Origin of the sequence: Kitasatospora sp. NPDC059327, assembly GCF_042752535.1 — a bacterium.
Lineage (GTDB): Bacteria > Actinomycetota > Actinomycetes > Streptomycetales > Streptomycetaceae > Kitasatospora.
Window position 1 is genome coordinate 1 of record NZ_JBHYYB010000148.1, and the last position, 15,276, is coordinate 15,276.

The 15,276-nt window shown below is 75.5% G+C and carries 13 protein-coding genes and 1 pseudogene; 3 read left to right on the forward strand and 11 right to left on the reverse strand.

Annotation, left to right across the window (positions count from 1 at the left end):
- Positions 1–196: 196 nt before the first annotated feature.
- The 3 genes from ACFXHB_RS41510 to ACFXHB_RS41520 form a co-directional block, all read right to left on the reverse strand.
- Positions 197–1,378, reverse strand: a complete 1,182-nt coding sequence (locus ACFXHB_RS41510; RefSeq protein ID WP_380581838.1) for a glycosyltransferase family 4 protein — start codon at positions 1,376–1,378, stop codon at positions 197–199.
- 173 nt (positions 1,379–1,551) lie between these two features.
- Complete coding sequence (gene recN / locus ACFXHB_RS41515) at positions 1,552–3,285, reverse strand: DNA repair protein RecN (RefSeq protein WP_380581859.1); 1,734 nt, start codon at positions 3,283–3,285, stop codon at positions 1,552–1,554.
- Between the two features lie 76 nt (positions 3,286–3,361).
- Positions 3,362–4,057, reverse strand: coding sequence for a YitT family protein (locus tag ACFXHB_RS41520; protein ID WP_380581840.1), 696 nt, complete (start codon positions 4,055–4,057; stop codon positions 3,362–3,364).
- A 136-nt stretch (positions 4,058–4,193) separates the two neighbouring features.
- Here ACFXHB_RS41520 and ACFXHB_RS41525 point away from each other — a divergent pair, with 136 nt between their 5' ends.
- Positions 4,194–5,705: a PLP-dependent aminotransferase family protein gene (locus tag ACFXHB_RS41525; protein WP_380581842.1), complete on the forward strand. Its 1,512-nt coding sequence runs from the start codon at positions 4,194–4,196 to the stop codon at positions 5,703–5,705.
- 75 nt (positions 5,706–5,780) lie between these two features.
- Here the strand turns inward: ACFXHB_RS41525 and ACFXHB_RS41530 are convergent, their stop codons facing one another.
- From ACFXHB_RS41530 to ACFXHB_RS41545, 4 genes are all read right to left on the reverse strand, one after another.
- Positions 5,781–6,683 carry an NAD kinase gene (locus tag ACFXHB_RS41530; RefSeq protein WP_380581844.1) on the reverse strand — a complete coding sequence of 301 codons (903 nt, stop codon included), beginning with the start codon at positions 6,681–6,683 and terminating at the stop codon, positions 5,781–5,783.
- 233 nt (positions 6,684–6,916) lie between these two features.
- Positions 6,917–7,723 (reverse strand): TlyA family RNA methyltransferase, encoded by an 807-nt coding sequence (locus ACFXHB_RS41535; RefSeq protein WP_380581861.1) that lies wholly within the window; start codon positions 7,721–7,723, stop codon positions 6,917–6,919.
- Positions 7,724–7,750: 27 nt separating this feature from the next.
- Complete coding sequence (locus tag ACFXHB_RS41540; protein ID WP_380581846.1) at positions 7,751–8,047, reverse strand: hypothetical protein; 297 nt, start codon at positions 8,045–8,047, stop codon at positions 7,751–7,753.
- Positions 8,040–8,996, reverse strand: a complete 957-nt coding sequence (locus tag ACFXHB_RS41545) for a hypothetical protein (RefSeq protein WP_380581848.1) — start codon at positions 8,994–8,996, stop codon at positions 8,040–8,042. The genes ACFXHB_RS41540 and ACFXHB_RS41545 overlap by 8 nt, the downstream gene beginning before the upstream one ends.
- A 159-nt stretch (positions 8,997–9,155) precedes the next feature.
- On the opposite strand from ACFXHB_RS41545, the gene ACFXHB_RS41550 reads away from it, so the two are divergent.
- Positions 9,156–9,503, forward strand: coding sequence for an SCP2 sterol-binding domain-containing protein (locus ACFXHB_RS41550; RefSeq protein ID WP_380581850.1), 348 nt, complete (start codon positions 9,156–9,158; stop codon positions 9,501–9,503).
- Between the two features lie 100 nt (positions 9,504–9,603).
- On the opposite strand, the gene ACFXHB_RS41555 is transcribed toward ACFXHB_RS41550, so the two are convergent.
- Positions 9,604–10,647 carry an HAD-IIA family hydrolase gene (locus ACFXHB_RS41555; RefSeq protein ID WP_380581853.1) on the reverse strand — a complete coding sequence of 348 codons (1,044 nt, stop codon included), beginning with the start codon at positions 10,645–10,647 and terminating at the stop codon, positions 9,604–9,606.
- Positions 10,648–10,659: 12 nt separating this feature from the next.
- Positions 10,660–11,346, reverse strand: coding sequence for a tetratricopeptide repeat protein (locus ACFXHB_RS41560; protein ID WP_380581855.1), 687 nt, complete (start codon positions 11,344–11,346; stop codon positions 10,660–10,662).
- 172 nt (positions 11,347–11,518) lie between these two features.
- Between ACFXHB_RS41560 and ACFXHB_RS41565 the strand changes: the two genes are divergently transcribed.
- A complete protein-coding gene (locus ACFXHB_RS41565) occupies positions 11,519–12,889 on the forward strand; it encodes a DUF1015 family protein (protein ID WP_380581857.1) in 1,371 nt (456 codons plus the stop codon).
- Positions 12,890–12,986: 97 nt separating this feature from the next.
- Here ACFXHB_RS41565 and ACFXHB_RS41570 read toward each other — a convergent pair whose 3' ends face one another.
- Positions 12,987–13,874 carry a hypothetical protein gene (locus tag ACFXHB_RS41570; RefSeq protein WP_380581863.1) on the reverse strand — a complete coding sequence of 296 codons (888 nt, stop codon included), beginning with the start codon at positions 13,872–13,874 and terminating at the stop codon, positions 12,987–12,989.
- A gap of 255 nt (positions 13,875–14,129) precedes the next feature.
- Positions 14,130–15,020: pseudogene (locus tag ACFXHB_RS41575) on the reverse strand (tetratricopeptide repeat protein); the annotation flags it as partial.
- Between the last annotated feature and the right edge of the window lie 256 nt (positions 15,021–15,276).

Below are 15,276 nucleotides of genomic sequence, written 5' to 3' on the forward strand. Positions count from 1 at the left end.
CTTCAGCCACGTCCCGCTGATCGACACCGCGCTGCGGCTGACCGCCTGCGGCGGGGCCTACCTGTCCGCCCAGCCGGACGCCGCGGCCGTCGACCGGGCCGAGCAGGCCACGGTCTGAGGGGTCCCTGCCCGGGCCACGGCTCGGGCAGGTCCGGTCTCCGGCCGGCGGGACGGGTGCGGCGCGGGCGCGCGGGGGCTACGGGGTGTGCTGCACCAGCTCGTCGTAGGTGCTGAGCACCTGGGCCACGGTGGCGGCCTCGTCCGGCCAGGTCCCGGCCTGCTGCCGGCCCGCGGCCACCAGCCGCCGGCGGGCGTCCGGGTCGGCCAGCAGCTCGCGCACCGCCCGGCCGAGCGCGGCCGCGTCACCGGACGGGACCAGCACGGCGGCGTCGCCGACCAGCTCGGGGATGCCGCCCACCGCGGTGGCCACCACCGGCACGCCGGCCCGCATCGCCTCCTGGACCACCAGCGAGCGCGCCTCCCAGCGGCTGGAGACGACCAGCACATCGGCGGCGGCCAGCAGGTCCGGCACGTCGGTGCGGTAGCCGAGCAGCCGGACCGCCGCCCTCTCGGCGGCCACCCGCTCGCGCAGCCCGGCGGCCTCGGGGCCGTCGCCGGCGATCAGCAGCAGCGGTTCCGGGTCCAGCGCGGTCAGCTCGCGGGCGGCGTCCAGCAGCAGCCCGAAGGCCTTCTGCGGGACGAGCCGACCGACCGCCAGGACCAGCGGACGGTCCGGACCGTCGCCGAGCAGCGCCGCCCGGGCCGCGGCCCGCTCCAGCCGGCCCTCGGGCATCGGCGGGGCGGCGACCGGGCCGAGCCGGGCGTCGGTGGCGCCCAGTTCGCGGGCCCGGGCCACCAGGTCGGAGGAGGCGCCGAGCACCAGGTCGGCGGCGCGGGCCACCCGGCGCTCCATCAGCCGCTGGAGCCGCCGCTCCATCCCGGTGGCCAGCAGCGCGTGGTGCGAGGTGACCACCAGCGGGGTCTCCGGGCGCAGGCCCGGGAAGCGGCCGGCGGTGCGCAGCGCCAGGTCGGAGAGCAGCCCGGCCCGCAGGCCGTGGGCGTGCACCACGTCGGCGCCGGTGAAGGCGCGGCGCAGCTCGCCGATGGCGGTGGCGTCGCTGCGGGCACCCGCCGTGGGAGTGATGTCGACCAGGTGGAACCTGGCCCCGGTGCGGGAGAAGCCGAACAACGCGTCCGTACCGGCGGGCGCGCAGACCGTGACGGTCACTCCGTGCGCGACCAGGCCCTGTGCCAGGGAGCGCACGTGCGCACCGATGCCGCCGGTACTGGCGGCCAGGACGAGCACCACGTGCAGCTGACCCGGTTCGGGGGCAGCCGCGGCGGCCCGGGCGGCGGAATGGTCCACGTCGTCTCGCATCCGACTCGATCAGGTTCGCGCGCCGTGTCGCGAGGATTGCCCGCCGACGGCGCTCGGGACTGGAAAGCCAGTGTCCAGCCGCCACCATGCCAGGTCGGCGGCCCTCTTGGACAGTCGGCGCCACGGGGGGCGCGTCGCTGTCCTTCCGAGGGCCGCCGGGCAGGCGACGGCGGCTACCGGTGGCGCGGCGCCCGGGCCGCGGCCAGCAGTTCCTCGGCGTGGGCGCGGCCCAACTCCGAGTCCTCCAGGCCGGCCAGCATCCGGGAGAGTTCGCGCACCCGCTCCTCGTCGTTCAGCACCTTGACGCCGCTGCGGGTCACGGTGCCGTCGTTGGTCTTCACCACCACCAGGTGACGGTCGGCGAACGCGGCGACCTGCGGCAGGTGGGTGACCACCACGACCTGGGCGGACTCGGCCAACTTGGCCAGGCGGCGGCCGATCTCGACCGCGGCCTTGCCGCCGACACCCGCGTCCACCTCGTCGAACAGGTAGGTGGGGACGGGGTCGGCGCCGGCGAAGACCACCTCGACGGCGAGCATCACCCGGGAGAGCTCACCGCCGGAGGCGCCCTTGGCGATCGGGCGGGGCTGGGCCCCGGGGTGCGGGGCGAGCAGCACCTCGACCTCGTCCACGCCGTGCTGGCCGTAGGCGACGGTCCGGCCGTCGACCTCGATACCGGACAGATCGTCGACCTGGCCGATCGCGAAGGTCACCCGGGCGTGCGGCATGGCGAGTTCGGCGAGTTCGGCGGAGACGGCCTCGGCGAAGCGGCCGGCGGCGGCCTGCCGGGCGGCCGACACCTCGGCCGCGAGCTCGGCCAACTCGGTGCGCAGCGCGGTCTCCTGGGCGCCGAGCTCGTCGATCCGCTCGTCGTCGCCGTCGAGTTCGGAGAGCCGGACGGAGCCGGTGTCGGCCCAGGTGAGCACCTCGGCGAGGGAGTTCTCCGGGCCGCCGTACTTGCGCAGCAGCTGGGCCAGGACCGCCCGGCGGTCCTCGACGGCGGCCAACCGGACGGGGTCGGCGTCCAGGTCGTCGGCGTAGCCGGCCAGATCGCCGGCGACGTCGGCCAGCAGGTAGCCGACCTCGTTCAGCCGGTCGGCGAGGGCGGCGAGGCGCTCGTCGTGGTGGCGGACGGCGTCCAGGGCGCGACGGGCCTGGGCCAGCAGGGTGCCGGCGTCCAGCGCCTCCGGGTCGGTGGGGTCGCCGGCCAGGGCGGCGTGGGCCAGGGTCGCGGCGGAGGAGAGCGCGTCGGCGTGGCCGAGCCGCTCGGCCTCGGCGCCCAGCTCGACGTCCTCGTCGGCGACGGGCTCGGCGGCGGCCACCTCGTCCAGGCCGAAGCGCAGCAGGTCGGCCTCCTGGGCGCGCTCGCGGGCCCGGGTGGTCAGCTCCTCCAGGGTGCCGGAGACCTCCCGCAGCCGGCGGTAGACCTCCCGGTAGCGGGCCAGCGGCTCGGCCACCGCCTCGCCCGCGTACCGGTCCAGGGCGCCGCGCTGGCGGGCCGGGCGGAGCAGCCGCTGCTGGTCGGTCTGGCCGTGCACCGCGATCAGGTCCTCGCCGAGTTCGGCGAGGAGCCCGACCGGGACGGACCGGCCGCCGACGTACGCCCGGGAGCGGCCCTCGGCCGAGACGGTCCGGCTGATCAGCAGCGCGCCGTCGTCGAGTTCGGCGCCGGCCTCCAGGGCGCGGGCGGCCGCCGGGGAGCCGGCGGGCAGTTCGAGGCGGCCCTCGACGACCGCGCGTCCGGCGCCGTTGCGCACCAGGCCCGGGTCGGCGCGGCCGCCGAGCAGCAGGCCCAGGCTGGTCACCACCATGGTCTTTCCGGCACCGGTCTCACCGGTCACGGCGGTGAAGCCGGGAGCCAGTTCGACCACCGCGTCGTCGATGACCCCAAGATCCCGTATCCGCATCTCGTCCAACACGGTGACGACCTTACGAGGTTCCGGACCCGCCGCGCGACGAGCGGCAACTCCGCGCGCCCCAAGTTCATCCCTTCCGGGACGTTTCAGCGGCGCTGGGCACGGTGCACCAGGGCAGGAAGAACTGCGCGAGCGGGCCGATGGCCAGCGCGTATGCGACGGTGCCGACCCCCGCGGTGCCACCGAGCAGGACTCCGGCGGCCAGGACGGTCAGTTCGATTCCGGTCCGGATCAGCCGCAGCGACCGGCCGGTGCGCCGGTGCAGGCCGGTCATCAGGCCGTCCCGCGGGCCCGGTCCGAAGCGGGCGCCGATGTAGAGGCCGGTGGCCAGGCCGTTGAGCACGATCGACCCCGCCATCAGGGCGATCCGGGCCGGCAGCGGTCCGGGCGTGCCGACCACCCGCAGGGTGAGGTCCATCGCCGCGCCGATCATCAGCACGTTGGCGACGGTCCCGGGCCCCGGTCGCTGGCGCAGCGGGATCCAGAGCAGCAGCACGAGGGCGCCGCAGATGGTGACCCAGGCGCCCACCGAGAGGCCGGCGGTGCGTTGCAGGCCCTGGTGGAAGACGTCCCACGGGTCGAGGCCGAGCCCGGAGCGCAGCATCAGTCCCATGCTCGTCCCGTAGAGGGTGAGCCCGACCAGGAGCTGGGGGAGCCGGCGGCCCAGCGCGTGGGTGTCGCCGAGCAGCCGGGCGGCGGGCGAGGGGCGCTCCGCCGCGGTGGCGGGCGCGGGGGTGGTCGGTCGGGTGGTCGTGGTGGCCATCAGGGTCTCCCGCAGGTGGTGCTGCACCGTCGGGGCCGGGGCCACGACGCTGGCGGACTCGACGGCCGCCCTGCCATGATGGACAGGCCAAAGCGACCCCCTCCAGGGCCAATTCCGAGCAAGTGGACTGATCCGCATGGCCGACTGGCACACCACCGTCACCGCCGCCGCACTCGCCCGGCTGTTCGAAGCCGCCCGGCTGCCCGAGCCGCCCGGCGTCCGCCGCCCCGCCTACCGGACGCTGGCCGGGCAGATCCGGCTGCTGGTCTCCGAGGGCCGGCTGCCGGTCGGGGCCCGGCTCCCCGCCGAACGCGAACTGGCGCTCGCCCTGCGGCTCAGCCGCACCACCGTGGCCACCGCGTACGAGGCCCTGCGCACCGAGGGCTACCTGCACAGCCGACGCGGCTCCGGCAGCTGGACCGCCCTGCCCGAAGGCGCCCCGCCGCCCAGCGACGCCCTGCACCCCGTCCCGCCGGACGAGCAGGGCCGCACCCTGGACCTCGGGGTCGCCGCGCTGCCCGCGCCGCAGCCCTTCCTCGGCGCGGCGGCCGCCCGGGCGGTCGAGCAGCTGCCCGCGTACGCCGCCGGGCACGGCAACTACCCCACCGGGGTACCGGTGCTGCGGGAGGCGGTGGCGCGGCGCTACACCGAGCGCGGCCTGCCGACCACCCCCGACCAGATCCTGATCACGATCGGCGCGATGGGCGGCCTGCACCTGGTGCGGCAGGCGCTGATCGGCCGCGGCGACCGGGTCGCCGTCGAGGCGCCCAGCTACGCGCACACCCTGCAGGCGCTGCGGCTGGGCGACGCCCGTCTGGTGCCCGTGCCGTACGCCTGGCCGGGCGGGCCGTCCCGGCAGCCCGTCTGGGACCTCACCGAGTGGCGCCGGGTGCTGCGCGGCGCCACGCCCAAGGCCGCCTATGTGATCCCCGACTTCCACAACCCGACCGGCGCCCTCGTCCCCGAGGAGCGGCGCCGCGAGCTGCTGGCCGCCGCCCGGGCCGCCGGCACGCTCGTGCTGGCCGACGAGACCACCGCCGAACTCGGCTGGGGCCTCCCGCCGGGCACCGAACTCCCCCGGCCGATGGCCGCGCTCGACCGGTCCGCCCAGGTGGTCACCGTCGGCTCGGCGGGCAAGCTGCTCTGGGGCGGTCTGCGGATCGGCTGGGTCCGGGCGGCCCCCGCGCTGGTGCGCCGGCTGGCCACCGCCCGGGTCTACAGCGATGTCGGCGCCCCGGTGCTGGACCAGCTGATCGCCGCCGAGCTGCTGGGCGAGCCGCTGGCGGCCGTCCGCGCCCATCAGCTGGGCCGGCTGCGGGCCACCGCCGAGGCCTTCGCCGGCGCGCTGCGCGAGCACCTGCCGACGTGGCGCTACGCCGCCCCGCCCGGCGGGCTGGCCCTCTGGGTGTCCACCGGGGGCCTGTCCGGCGCGGCGCTGGCCTTGGCCGGCGAGCACGGCGGCGTACGGATCGCGGCGGGCAACCGCTTCGGCTCGGACGGCGCCTTCGAGCACCACATCCGGATCCCGCTCACGGTGCCCGCCGCGGCGGTGCCCGCCGCCGCCGAGCGCCTCGCGGACGTCGCCGCCCGGGCGGCCGCGGGCGGCCGTTGGACCGCCGCCGACGACAGCCAGCCGCTCGCGGTCTGACCCTCCGCCGACGCGGCGCGACCCGGGCCGCGTCGGCGGCGGGTCACGGCGTCCGCGACCCGCCGCGCCAACCCGTCAGGGCGTCTGCGACCGGCCGCGCCAACCCGTCACCGGCAGCGCGAACTTGGCCACCAGGCGGTCGGTGAACGGCGCCCGGTGCAATCGCGCCAGCCGCACCGGGGTCTGGCCCCGGCGAACCTCCACCCGGGCACCGGCCGGCAGCTCCACCGAACGCCGGCCGTCGCACCAGAGCACGCCGTGCGGGGTCTTCGGCTGCACCTCGACCGCCAGCACCGAGTCGGGCGAGGTCACCAACGGCCGGGCGAACAGCGCGTGCGCGCTGATCGGCACCATCAGCAGCGCCTCCACCTCGGGCCAGACCACCGGGCCGCCGCCGGAGAACGCGTACGCCGTCGAACCGGTCGGTGTCGCGCAGACCACCCCGTCGCAACCGAAGTTGGAGACCGGACGGCCGTCCACCTCGGTCACCACCTCCAGCATCCGCTCCCGGGCCGCCTTCTCGATCGAGGCCTCGTTCAACGCCCAGTCCTGGTGCACCACATCGCCGTTGGTCCGGACGATCACGTCGAGCGTCATCCGCTCCTCGACCTCGTAGTCGGCGTCGACGACGCGCTCGACCACCACCGCGAGATCGTCCCGCTCGGCCTCCGCGAGGAAGCCCACCCGGCCCAGGTTGATACCGAGCATCGGCAGCCCGTGCTCGCGCGCCAGCTCCGCACCGCGCAGCAGCGTGCCGTCCCCGCCCGCGACCAGGATCAGCTCGCAGCCGTCCGCCGCACCCGGCCCACCGGCCACCCGCTCGACCCCGTCGGGCAGATCCAGGTCCACCGCCTCGGCCGCGAGCAGTCTGATCCGGATCCCCGCCTTCAGCAGGCCGTGCACCAGTCCCTCGACGCTGCGCAGCGCGGCCTCCCGGCCGGTGTGCGCGATCAGGAAGACCGTCCGTCCCTCACTCATGCGCGCCCCTCTCCGCCAGTCCCGACAGTCCCGACAGCACTGAGGTGCCCCGTCGCCCGGCCGTCGGCACGGGTGACGCGCACCCCTCGACGGCTCTCCCCCGGATCTCGGCCGGGGATACCCCCACGGTTCGCTCGCTCATGCCCGCTGCCCTCTCCCTACGTCGGCCGGGTCGCCCTCGGCCCGGTGCGGCCGCGTCATCAGCATGACGGACCGGACGTCCGCAGAGCACCCTATCGGGGGCCCTCGGCGACGGCCCGGTCCGCCTCCGCCGGGTCCAGCGGCGGGGCGTCCCGGCGCAGCCAGAGGAAGTACTCGACGTTCCCCGACGGCCCCGGCAGGGGGCTCGCGGTGACGGCCCGCACGCCCAGTCCCTGCTCCCACGCCTTCCCGGCCACCTGGCGGATCATCTCGGCGCGCAGCTGCGGGCTGCGCACGACGCCGCCGCTGCCCAGCCGCTCCTTGCCGATCTCGAACTGCGGCTTGACCATCAGCACCAGGTCCGCGTCCTCGGCGGCGCAGCCGGCCAGCGCGGGCAGCACCAGGCCCAGCGAGATGAACGAGAGGTCGCCGACGACCAGGTCGACCGGCGGGCCGCCGATCAGCTCGACGGTCAGCTCGCGCACATTGGTGCGGTCCATCACCGTCACCCGCTCGTCGCTCCGCAGCGACCACGCGAGCTGACCGTAGCCGACGTCCACCGCCAGCACCCCGGCCGCCCCGGCGCGCAGCAGCACGTCGGTGAAGCCACCGGTGGAGGCGCCCGCGTCGAGCGCCCGGCGGCCCTCGACCACCAGGCCCTGCGGCACGAAGGCCGCGAACGCCCCGGCGAGCTTGTGCCCGCCGCGCGAGACGTAGTCGGGATCGTCCTCGTCCTTGGCCACCACGACCGCCGCCGCGGTCTCCACCTGGGTGGCCGGCTTGGTCGCGGTGGTGCCACCGACGGTCACCCGGCCGGCCGCGATCAGCTCGGACGCGTGCTCGCGCGACCGGGCCAGCTTGCGGCGGACCAGCTCCGCGTCGAGACGGCGTCGTGCCACTGCCACTGGTGTTTCAGCTCCTACAGGTCATGCCGAGCGGTCGATCCGAGCGGGTCGATCCTGGTCGAGGGCGGCCAACGCGTCGGTCAGCCGCTGGTGAACATCTTCGTACACCGCGACGTGTGCCTCGGTCGGCACCCCGTCCAGTGCCTCCAGCCGGGCCAGGGCGGCGTCGACGGCGGGGTGGCCGGTGGGGGTCAGCCCGACGCCCAGCGGGAGCGGCTCACCGCGCCCCGGGGCCGCTTCCCCGGCCGCGACCGGACCGACCTCCCGGGCCGCCGGATCCGCCGGACGCCGGCCCGGAGCCGGGTCGAGGTCAGGCATCGGGCTTCTTCGTGCTGCTGCTCCTGCGGACGGTGGTCTTCCTGGTCGCGGTCCGCTTGGCGGGCGGTTCCTGACCGGTGGCCTGCGCCGGCTTCTTCGCCGCGGTCCGCTTCGTGGTCGCCGCCGCGGTCTTCTTGACGGCGGACTTCTTCGCGGTCGCCCGCTTGGCGCCCGCCTGCTTCGCGCCCGCCTGCTCGGCACCCGCCTGCTTCGCGGCGGCGGGGCGCGCCCCCGGGGTGCCGGCCGCCGACTCCTCGGCCGCGGCCTTCCTGGGCGCCGCCTTCTTCGCGGCCGTCCTCCCACCCGAGGCCTTCGGAGCGGCCACCCGCTTCGCCGGCGCCGCCCCCGCGGTGTCGCCGTTGACCGGCTCCTTCGCCGCGGCCACCCGTCCCGACTGCGCCGATCGCGGCGCCGCCGGCACCGGCGGATCGATCTCCACCGGCTCGTCGACCTCGACCCGCTCGGCCACTATCGGCTCGCCGCCCACCCGCGCCGGGGTCGTCACCGGCTCGTCGTCCTGCTCCCAGCCGTGCCCGAACAGGCCGTCGGCGCGCGGCGCGGGGGCCGCCGTCCCGGGCTCGGCCCGCGGCGGGGCGGCCGGCCCGCCCTCCTCCTCGACCTCGCGCAGCTTGCTCTCCAGATAGGCGAGCACCACACCGACCTTGGTCACCTGGTCGCCGACCTTCTCGAAGGCCTTCTCCACCTCACCGCGCGCCACGCCGACCGCCAGGTCGACGCCGGCCCGGCCGGCGGTCACCGCCTCCTCCGCCAGCGTCTGGAGCGACTTCGCGGACGGCGGGAACGGCCCGCCCAGCCGCCGCTCCACCTCGGAGATGTCGACCCCGCTCTTCTCCAGCAGACCGGCCGCCGTCCCGACGACCCGCTTGCCGACCTCCTCCACCAGCCCGGCGGCGACCTCCACCGCTCCCCGCACCGTCTTCGGCAGCATCCGGGTGCCTCCTTAGCGCCTGCGCGCATCGCTCCGTCGCCGTCGGCACCCGAACCGGTTCCGGGCACCCCACGGACGACGCTACCGTCAAAACCCGCCTGCGGTACCGTGGCCCGCAGTGACCGCCGCCGCCGTCGGACAGGGAGTGGACCAGCCGCCATGGCCAACGCCGAGGAGTGCCGCACGGCACTGGAGCAGCTCAGCCGGAACCTGGCGAAGTCCACCGGTGACGTCCACGAGGCGGCCGCCCTCGACCGCTCCCTCACCTGCCGGATCACCGATCTGGACCTGACGTTCTCCGGCCAACTGCGCGACGGCCGGATCGAGGACGTCACCGAGGCCCCCGGACCGCCCGCCGAGAAGGCCGCGATCCGGCTCACCATGAGCAGCGACGACCTGGTCGCCCTGGTCGGCGGCACGCTCAACTTCGCCTCCGCCTGGGCCACCGGCCGGGTCCGGCTGGAGGCCGGCTTCCGCGACCTGCTGCGGCTGCGCAAACTGCTCTGACCCGGTCACCCGACCGGGTCCGTACCGCCACCGCGCGGCCCGTACCGGCCCGACCGCACCCGGGGCCGGCCGCGCGGATCGCACGGCCGGCCCCCGCGCCTCAGAACCCCAGCTCGGCCAGCGCCTTGCGCCCGTCCGCGGGAACGCCGTCCGCGTCCAGCGCCGTCCAGGCCGCCGCGCAGAGCGCCCGCAGACCGTCCCAGCGGTCCGCCCCGGCGCCGTCCAGCCCGAGGACGCCGTCCCGTGCCACGACGACCCAGCCGCCGCAGCCGAAGCCGCCGCCCGGCTGCTCCGTGACCGCCGGGTGCGGCACCAGGAGACCGCGCAGGTCCTCCGCCAGGTAGGTCGGACGGTGCTCCACCGGTGCCGCGAGCAGGTCCGCCGCCGTGGTGACCCCGGTGAACACCAGCAGACTGTCGACACCGCCGTTGAACGCGCCCTCGATGTCGGTGTCCAGCCGGTCCCCGACCACCAGCGGCCGCTTCGCCCCGGTCCGCAGCACCGTCTCCCGGTGCATCGGCGGCAGCGGCTTGCCCGCCACCTCGGGATCCACACCCGACGCCGCGCGCACGGCGGCGACCAGCGTCCCGTTGCCCGGCGCGATCCCGCGCGCGGTCGGCACCGTCAGATCGGTGTTGGAGGCCACCCACGGCAGCCCGCCGCGCACCGCGTACGCGGCCTCCGCCAGGTGCGTCCAGCCCACCGAGGCGTCAAAGCCCTGCACCACCGCGAGCGGCTCCTCCGCCAGCGTGCGGACGGCCACCAGACCGCGTTCGGCCAGTGCCTCCTCCAGGCCCAGGCCGCCGACGACCAGCACCTTCGACCCGGCCGGCACCTTCTCGGCGACCACCCGGGCGGCGGCCTGCGCCGAGTTGATGACGTCGGCCGGCTCGGCCGGCACGCCCAGCTCGGTCAGATGGGCGGCCACCACCCGGGGCGGGCGGGAGGCGTTGTTGGTCACGTACGCCAGCCGCATCCCCGCCGTCCGCGCCACCGCCAGCGAGTCCGCCGCGTGGTCGATGGCGTTGGGTCCGGCGTAGACCACGCCGTCGAGGTCCAGCAGTGCCGTGTCGTACGCCTCGGTGAGCGGGCGCTCACTGCCGCCGGGGGTGGTCCGTCGCTCGGTGGTGGCCGTCTCGGTCATGCCTTCGCTACCTCATTCACTGCGTCGATTCCCGTCATCCGTCTCGTCCCGCCCCGTACCGTCCCGCCCGGGGGCGCCGTACTCGCCGCCCCCGTCGTCCCGGTCCGCGGCCGCGGGCAGCCGCCCCGGCCACCGCGGGGGCTCCGTGTACCCCGGCGCCCCCGGCAGCAGGGGGCCGAACGCCCCGGCGCGGGCCGCCAGGGTGGCCCGGGTCTGCCGCAGCGCGGCCCGGTAGTGATCGGTGTCCGGCCGCATCGCGACAGCCAGGGCCAGGTGCTCGGCGGACGTCTCGAAGTCGCCCAGCCGGGCCGCCGAGACTCCCCACCCGAACTGAGCGTAGTCGTCGGACGGATCGGCCAGCGCCACCGCCCGGAAGTTGTCCAGCGCCGCCGCGTACGAGCCCGCGTCGAACTGCGCCCGTGCCAACGCCTCCCGAATACTGCGCGAGTGCGGCTCCGCCGCCGCCGCGCGGGCCAGCAACTGCTCGGCGGCCGCCGGATTCCCCTGGGCCAGCAGCTTCCCGCCCCGGCGGAACCACTCGTAGACGTCCCCCGCCGGCTCACCGGCCCGGCCCGGCTCCGGCCCACCCCCGCCGGACCCCATGCCCGAACTCCCGTCGCCGGCCGACCCGTTCGCGAAACCGTCCGCGAAACCCTCGGCTCCGCCGCTGCCGCCCACCCGCTCCTGCCCACCGCTCATGCGCCCACCTCGTGTCCCGCGCCGACCGCCTCGCGGGACGCGCACCGCTCCGTCGCCCGCTCCCTGCGCTCACTCACGTCGTACCTCGCCCTCGGTCACGACACCCGCCCGCTCCGGACCAGCACGGGTGTTCCGATCTCTGAACAACGCGTACCCGATTACGATGCCCAGAATGAGCACACCCAGTGCAGAAAGCGGAGCGGAGTCTCCGCAGGGCGGCCCCGGCAATCCCGGTCATGTCGCCACCGCAGGTCTGTCCCTGTCCCCCTTCCGCGGCCTCCGCTACGTCCCCGACCGGGTCGGCGCGCTGGCCTCGGTCACCTCACCGCCGTACGACGTCGTCGACCCCGGACGCCGGCTCGACCTGGAGACCGCCGACCCGCACAACGTGGTCCGGCTGATCCTGCCACGCCCCGAACCCGAGGACGCCGGTGACCGTCCCGACCGCGACACCCGCTACCGGCACGCCGCCCGGCTGCTGCGCGACTGGCTGCGCGAAGGCGTCCTGGCCGCCGACCCCGAGCCCGCCCTGTACGTCTACGAGCAGCGCGTACCGGCCACCGGCGACTCCCCGGAGCTCCTCCAGCGCGGCCTGATCGGCGCCCTCGCCGTCAGCGGCAGCGAGGCCGGCGTCGTCCTCCCCCACGAGGACGTGATGCCCAGGCCGGTGGCGGACCGGGTCGGCCTGATGCGCACCACCCGTGCCAACCTCGAACCGCTGCTGCTCACCTACCGGGGCAACGGCGGCGCGGCCGGTGTGGTCGAACGCGCCGTCGAGGACGAGCCGCTGCTCACCACGACCACCACCGACGGCACCCACCACCGGCTGTGGGCCGTGACCGACCCCGCCGAGCTCGCCGATATCAGCCGCGACCTGGCCACCTGCCGGGCCCTGATCGCCGACGGCCACCACCGCTGGGAGATGTACCTGCGGCTCCAGCGCGAGCACCGCCACCTGCCGCGCAGTCCCTGGGACCGGGGCCTGGTCCTGCTGGTCGACACCGCCCGCTACCCGCTGCGGGTCCGGGCGATCCACCGGGTGCTGTACCGGCTGCCGATCGCCGAGGCGCTGGAGAAGCTGGGCGACCACTGGCAGGTCAAGGAGGTGCCCGGCCCGCTGGCCGCCGCCCTCCAGGCCCTCGCCGAACAGAAGCGGCACGGCGGCAACGGCTTCGTCCTGACCGGCGGCGACGGCGTGTACTGGCTGATCGGCGAGCCCGACGAGGCCCTGCTCGACGCGACCGTGCCGCACGACCGGCCGGAGGAGTGGCGCCACCTGGACGCCACCGTGCTGCACTCGGCCCTGCTGGACCGCACCTGGCGCGTCCCCGACGGCCCCGACGACATCGGCTACCTGCACACCGCCGTGTCCGCCGAGCGCGAGGCCGCCCGTACCGGCGGCACCGCGGTGCTGCTCCACCCGGTGCGCGAGAGCGTGGTCCGCCGGCTCGCCGAGCAGGGCGTCACCATGCCCCGCAAGTCCACGTCCTTCGGCCCGAAGCCGGCCACCGGACTGGTCCTGCGCAGCCTCGAACTCGGCTGAGCGCCGGGGCCGGGGCCGGAAAAGCAGTGAGGCCCTGCCGCACTCCGGGACTTCCCGGGGTGCGGCAGGGCCTCACTCACCTACTCACCGTGCCGCGTCAGGCCTTGGCGTCGGTGGACCGCTCCGGCACCACGCCGTCGAAGTCCTCGTCGATCTCCAGGTCGTCCTCGTCGTAGAACTCCTCGACGTCTTCCTCGTCCTCGAAGATCTCCCGCTCGTCCGGCACGCCGCCGCGCGACTTCGCGGGGGCCGGCGCCGGGACCTCGGTCTCGGCCTCGGCCTCGGCCGCCTCGTCCTCGATCTCCGGGTCGAGCGCGTCGACGAACTCCAGACCGTCGATCTCGGCCAGCCGCTCCGACGCGTTGGTCGCGCCGTCGGTGTCGGCCTCGGCGGCCTTGGCGAACCAGTCACGGGCCTCGTCGCCACGGTCGGCGGCGATCAGCGCCTCGGCGTACGCGTACCGCAGGCGGGCCGTCCACGGGTGAACGGCGCTGGAGGCCAGCTCCGGGCTCTGCAGGGTGACCACGGCCGCCTCGAACTGCTCCATGTCACTGCGGGCACCCGCGGAGACCAGACGCATCTCGACCTGACCGGCCTTGTCCAGCTGCTTCACCTCGGGCTCGCCGGCCATCGCCAGCGCCCGCTCCGGACGGCCCAGACCGCGCTCGCAGTCCGCCATCACCGGCCACAGGTCCACCCGACCGGTCATCCGACGGGCGGCGCGGAACTCGGTGAGCGCCTCGGAGTAGCGCTGCGTCATGTACGAGGCGAAGCCGGCCGCCTCACGGACGGCGGCCACTCGGGACGCCAGCCGCAGCGCGACGCGCGAGTACTGGTAGGCCTCCTCCGGCTCGCTGTCGAGCAGGCGGGCGACCATCACCAGGTTGCGGGCGACATCGTCGGCGAGCGTCTTGGGCAGGCTCTTGAGCTCCTGGCGGACATCGCCGTCCAGCTCGAAGCCGGTGACGTCCTCCGGGATCGGCAGCCGCTTGACGGGCTCGAAGTTGCCCCGACGGTCGTCGTAGTCCCGGCCGCCGCGGTCGTCGCGGTCACGGTTGTAGCCGCCACCGGAGGGGCGGTCGTCACGGCGCGGGCCACGGTCGTCGCGGCGGAAACCACCACGGTCGTCGCGGTCGCGGTTGAAGCCGCCACCGGAGGGGCGGTCGTCACGACGGAAACCGCCACCGGACGGGCGGTCGTCACGACGCGGACGGTCGTCACGGTCCCGGTTGAAACCGGAGGGGCGGTCGTCGCGGCGGAAACCACCACGGTCGTCGCGGTCGCGGTTGAAGCCACCGCCCGAGGGGCGGTCGTCACGACGGAAGCCACCACCGGAGGGGCGGTCGTCACGACGGAAGCCACCACCGGACGGGCGGTCGTCACGACGCGGGCCACGGTCGTCACGGTTGAAGCCACCACCGGAGGGGCGGTCGTCGCGGCGGAAACCACCACGGTCGTCGCGGTCGCGGTTGAAGCCGCCACCGGAGGGGCGGTCGTCACGACGCGGGCCACGGTCGTCACGGTTGAAGCCACCGCCCGAGGGACGGTCGTCACGACGGAAGCCACCACCGGAGGGACGGTCGTCACGACGGAAGCCACCACGGTCGTCGCGGTCGCGGTTGTAGCCGCCACCGGAGGGGCGGTCGTCACGACGCGGGCCACGGTCGTCACGGTTGAAGCCACCGCCCGAGGGACGGTCGTCACGACGCGGGCCACGGTCGTCACGGTTGAAGCCACCGCCCGAGGGACGGTCGTCACGACGGAAGCCACCACCGGACGGGCGGTCGTCACGACGGAAGCCACCACGGTCGTCGCGGTCACGGTTGAAGCCACCACCGGACGGGCGGTCGTCACGACGGAAGCCACCACGGTCGTCACGGTTGAAGCCACCACCGGACGGGCGGTCGTCACGACGGAAACCGCCACCGGACGGACGGTCGTCGCGGCGCGGGCCGCGATCGTCGCGGTTGAAGCCGCCACCGGAGGGGCGGTCGTCGCGACGCGGGCCACGATCGTCACGGTCGTCGCGACGCGGACCGCGGTCGTTGGACCAGCCCCCACGAGACCGGGGCTCGTAGCCGCGGCCGTCGTCCGATCGACGCTCGGGACGGTCCTGGGGCTGGTTCGACATTGTGGTGACTCCTCTGTTGCTTCAGCTCTACCGCGGATGGGGGCGACACCACTGCCCTCGCGCGGTTCGATGCCGGCCTCCTGGCCGAGCACCATCTCCATTGTCCGGCATCGAGGGACACCCCGCGCCTGGGCGGAAGTCCCTTGTCGTACCGGCGGTGCAAACGTTCGTAAAAACAAAAAGGCCGCGGCCCCAGCGAATCGCTGGGGCCGCGGCCGTGGATAATTTTTGGGCGGCGGGCGACTCTACCACAGGG

Excerpts from the sequence above, each read along its gene's own strand:
- ACFXHB_RS41510 (WP_380581838.1), bottom strand. The coding sequence starts at position 1,378 with ATGCGAGACGACGTGGACCATTCCGCCGCCCGGGCCGCCGCGGCTGCC.
- recN (WP_380581859.1), bottom strand. The coding sequence starts at position 3,285 with ATGCGGATACGGGATCTTGGGGTCATCGACGACGCGGTGGTCGAACTG.
- ACFXHB_RS41520 (WP_380581840.1), bottom strand. The coding sequence starts at position 4,057 with ATGGCCACCACGACCACCCGACCGACCACCCCCGCGCCCGCCACCGCG.
- ACFXHB_RS41525 (WP_380581842.1), top strand. The coding sequence starts at position 4,194 with ATGGCCGACTGGCACACCACCGTCACCGCCGCCGCACTCGCCCGGCTG.
- ACFXHB_RS41530 (WP_380581844.1), bottom strand. The coding sequence starts at position 6,683 with ATGAGTGAGGGACGGACGGTCTTCCTGATCGCGCACACCGGCCGGGAG.
- ACFXHB_RS41540 (WP_380581846.1), bottom strand. The coding sequence starts at position 8,047 with ATGCCTGACCTCGACCCGGCTCCGGGCCGGCGTCCGGCGGATCCGGCG.
- ACFXHB_RS41545 (WP_380581848.1), bottom strand. The coding sequence starts at position 8,996 with ATGCTGCCGAAGACGGTGCGGGGAGCGGTGGAGGTCGCCGCCGGGCTG.
- ACFXHB_RS41550 (WP_380581850.1), top strand. The coding sequence starts at position 9,156 with ATGGCCAACGCCGAGGAGTGCCGCACGGCACTGGAGCAGCTCAGCCGG.
- ACFXHB_RS41555 (WP_380581853.1), bottom strand. The coding sequence starts at position 10,647 with ATGACCGAGACGGCCACCACCGAGCGACGGACCACCCCCGGCGGCAGT.
- ACFXHB_RS41560 (WP_380581855.1), bottom strand. The coding sequence starts at position 11,346 with ATGAGCGGTGGGCAGGAGCGGGTGGGCGGCAGCGGCGGAGCCGAGGGT.
- ACFXHB_RS41565 (WP_380581857.1), top strand. The coding sequence starts at position 11,519 with ATGAGCACACCCAGTGCAGAAAGCGGAGCGGAGTCTCCGCAGGGCGGC.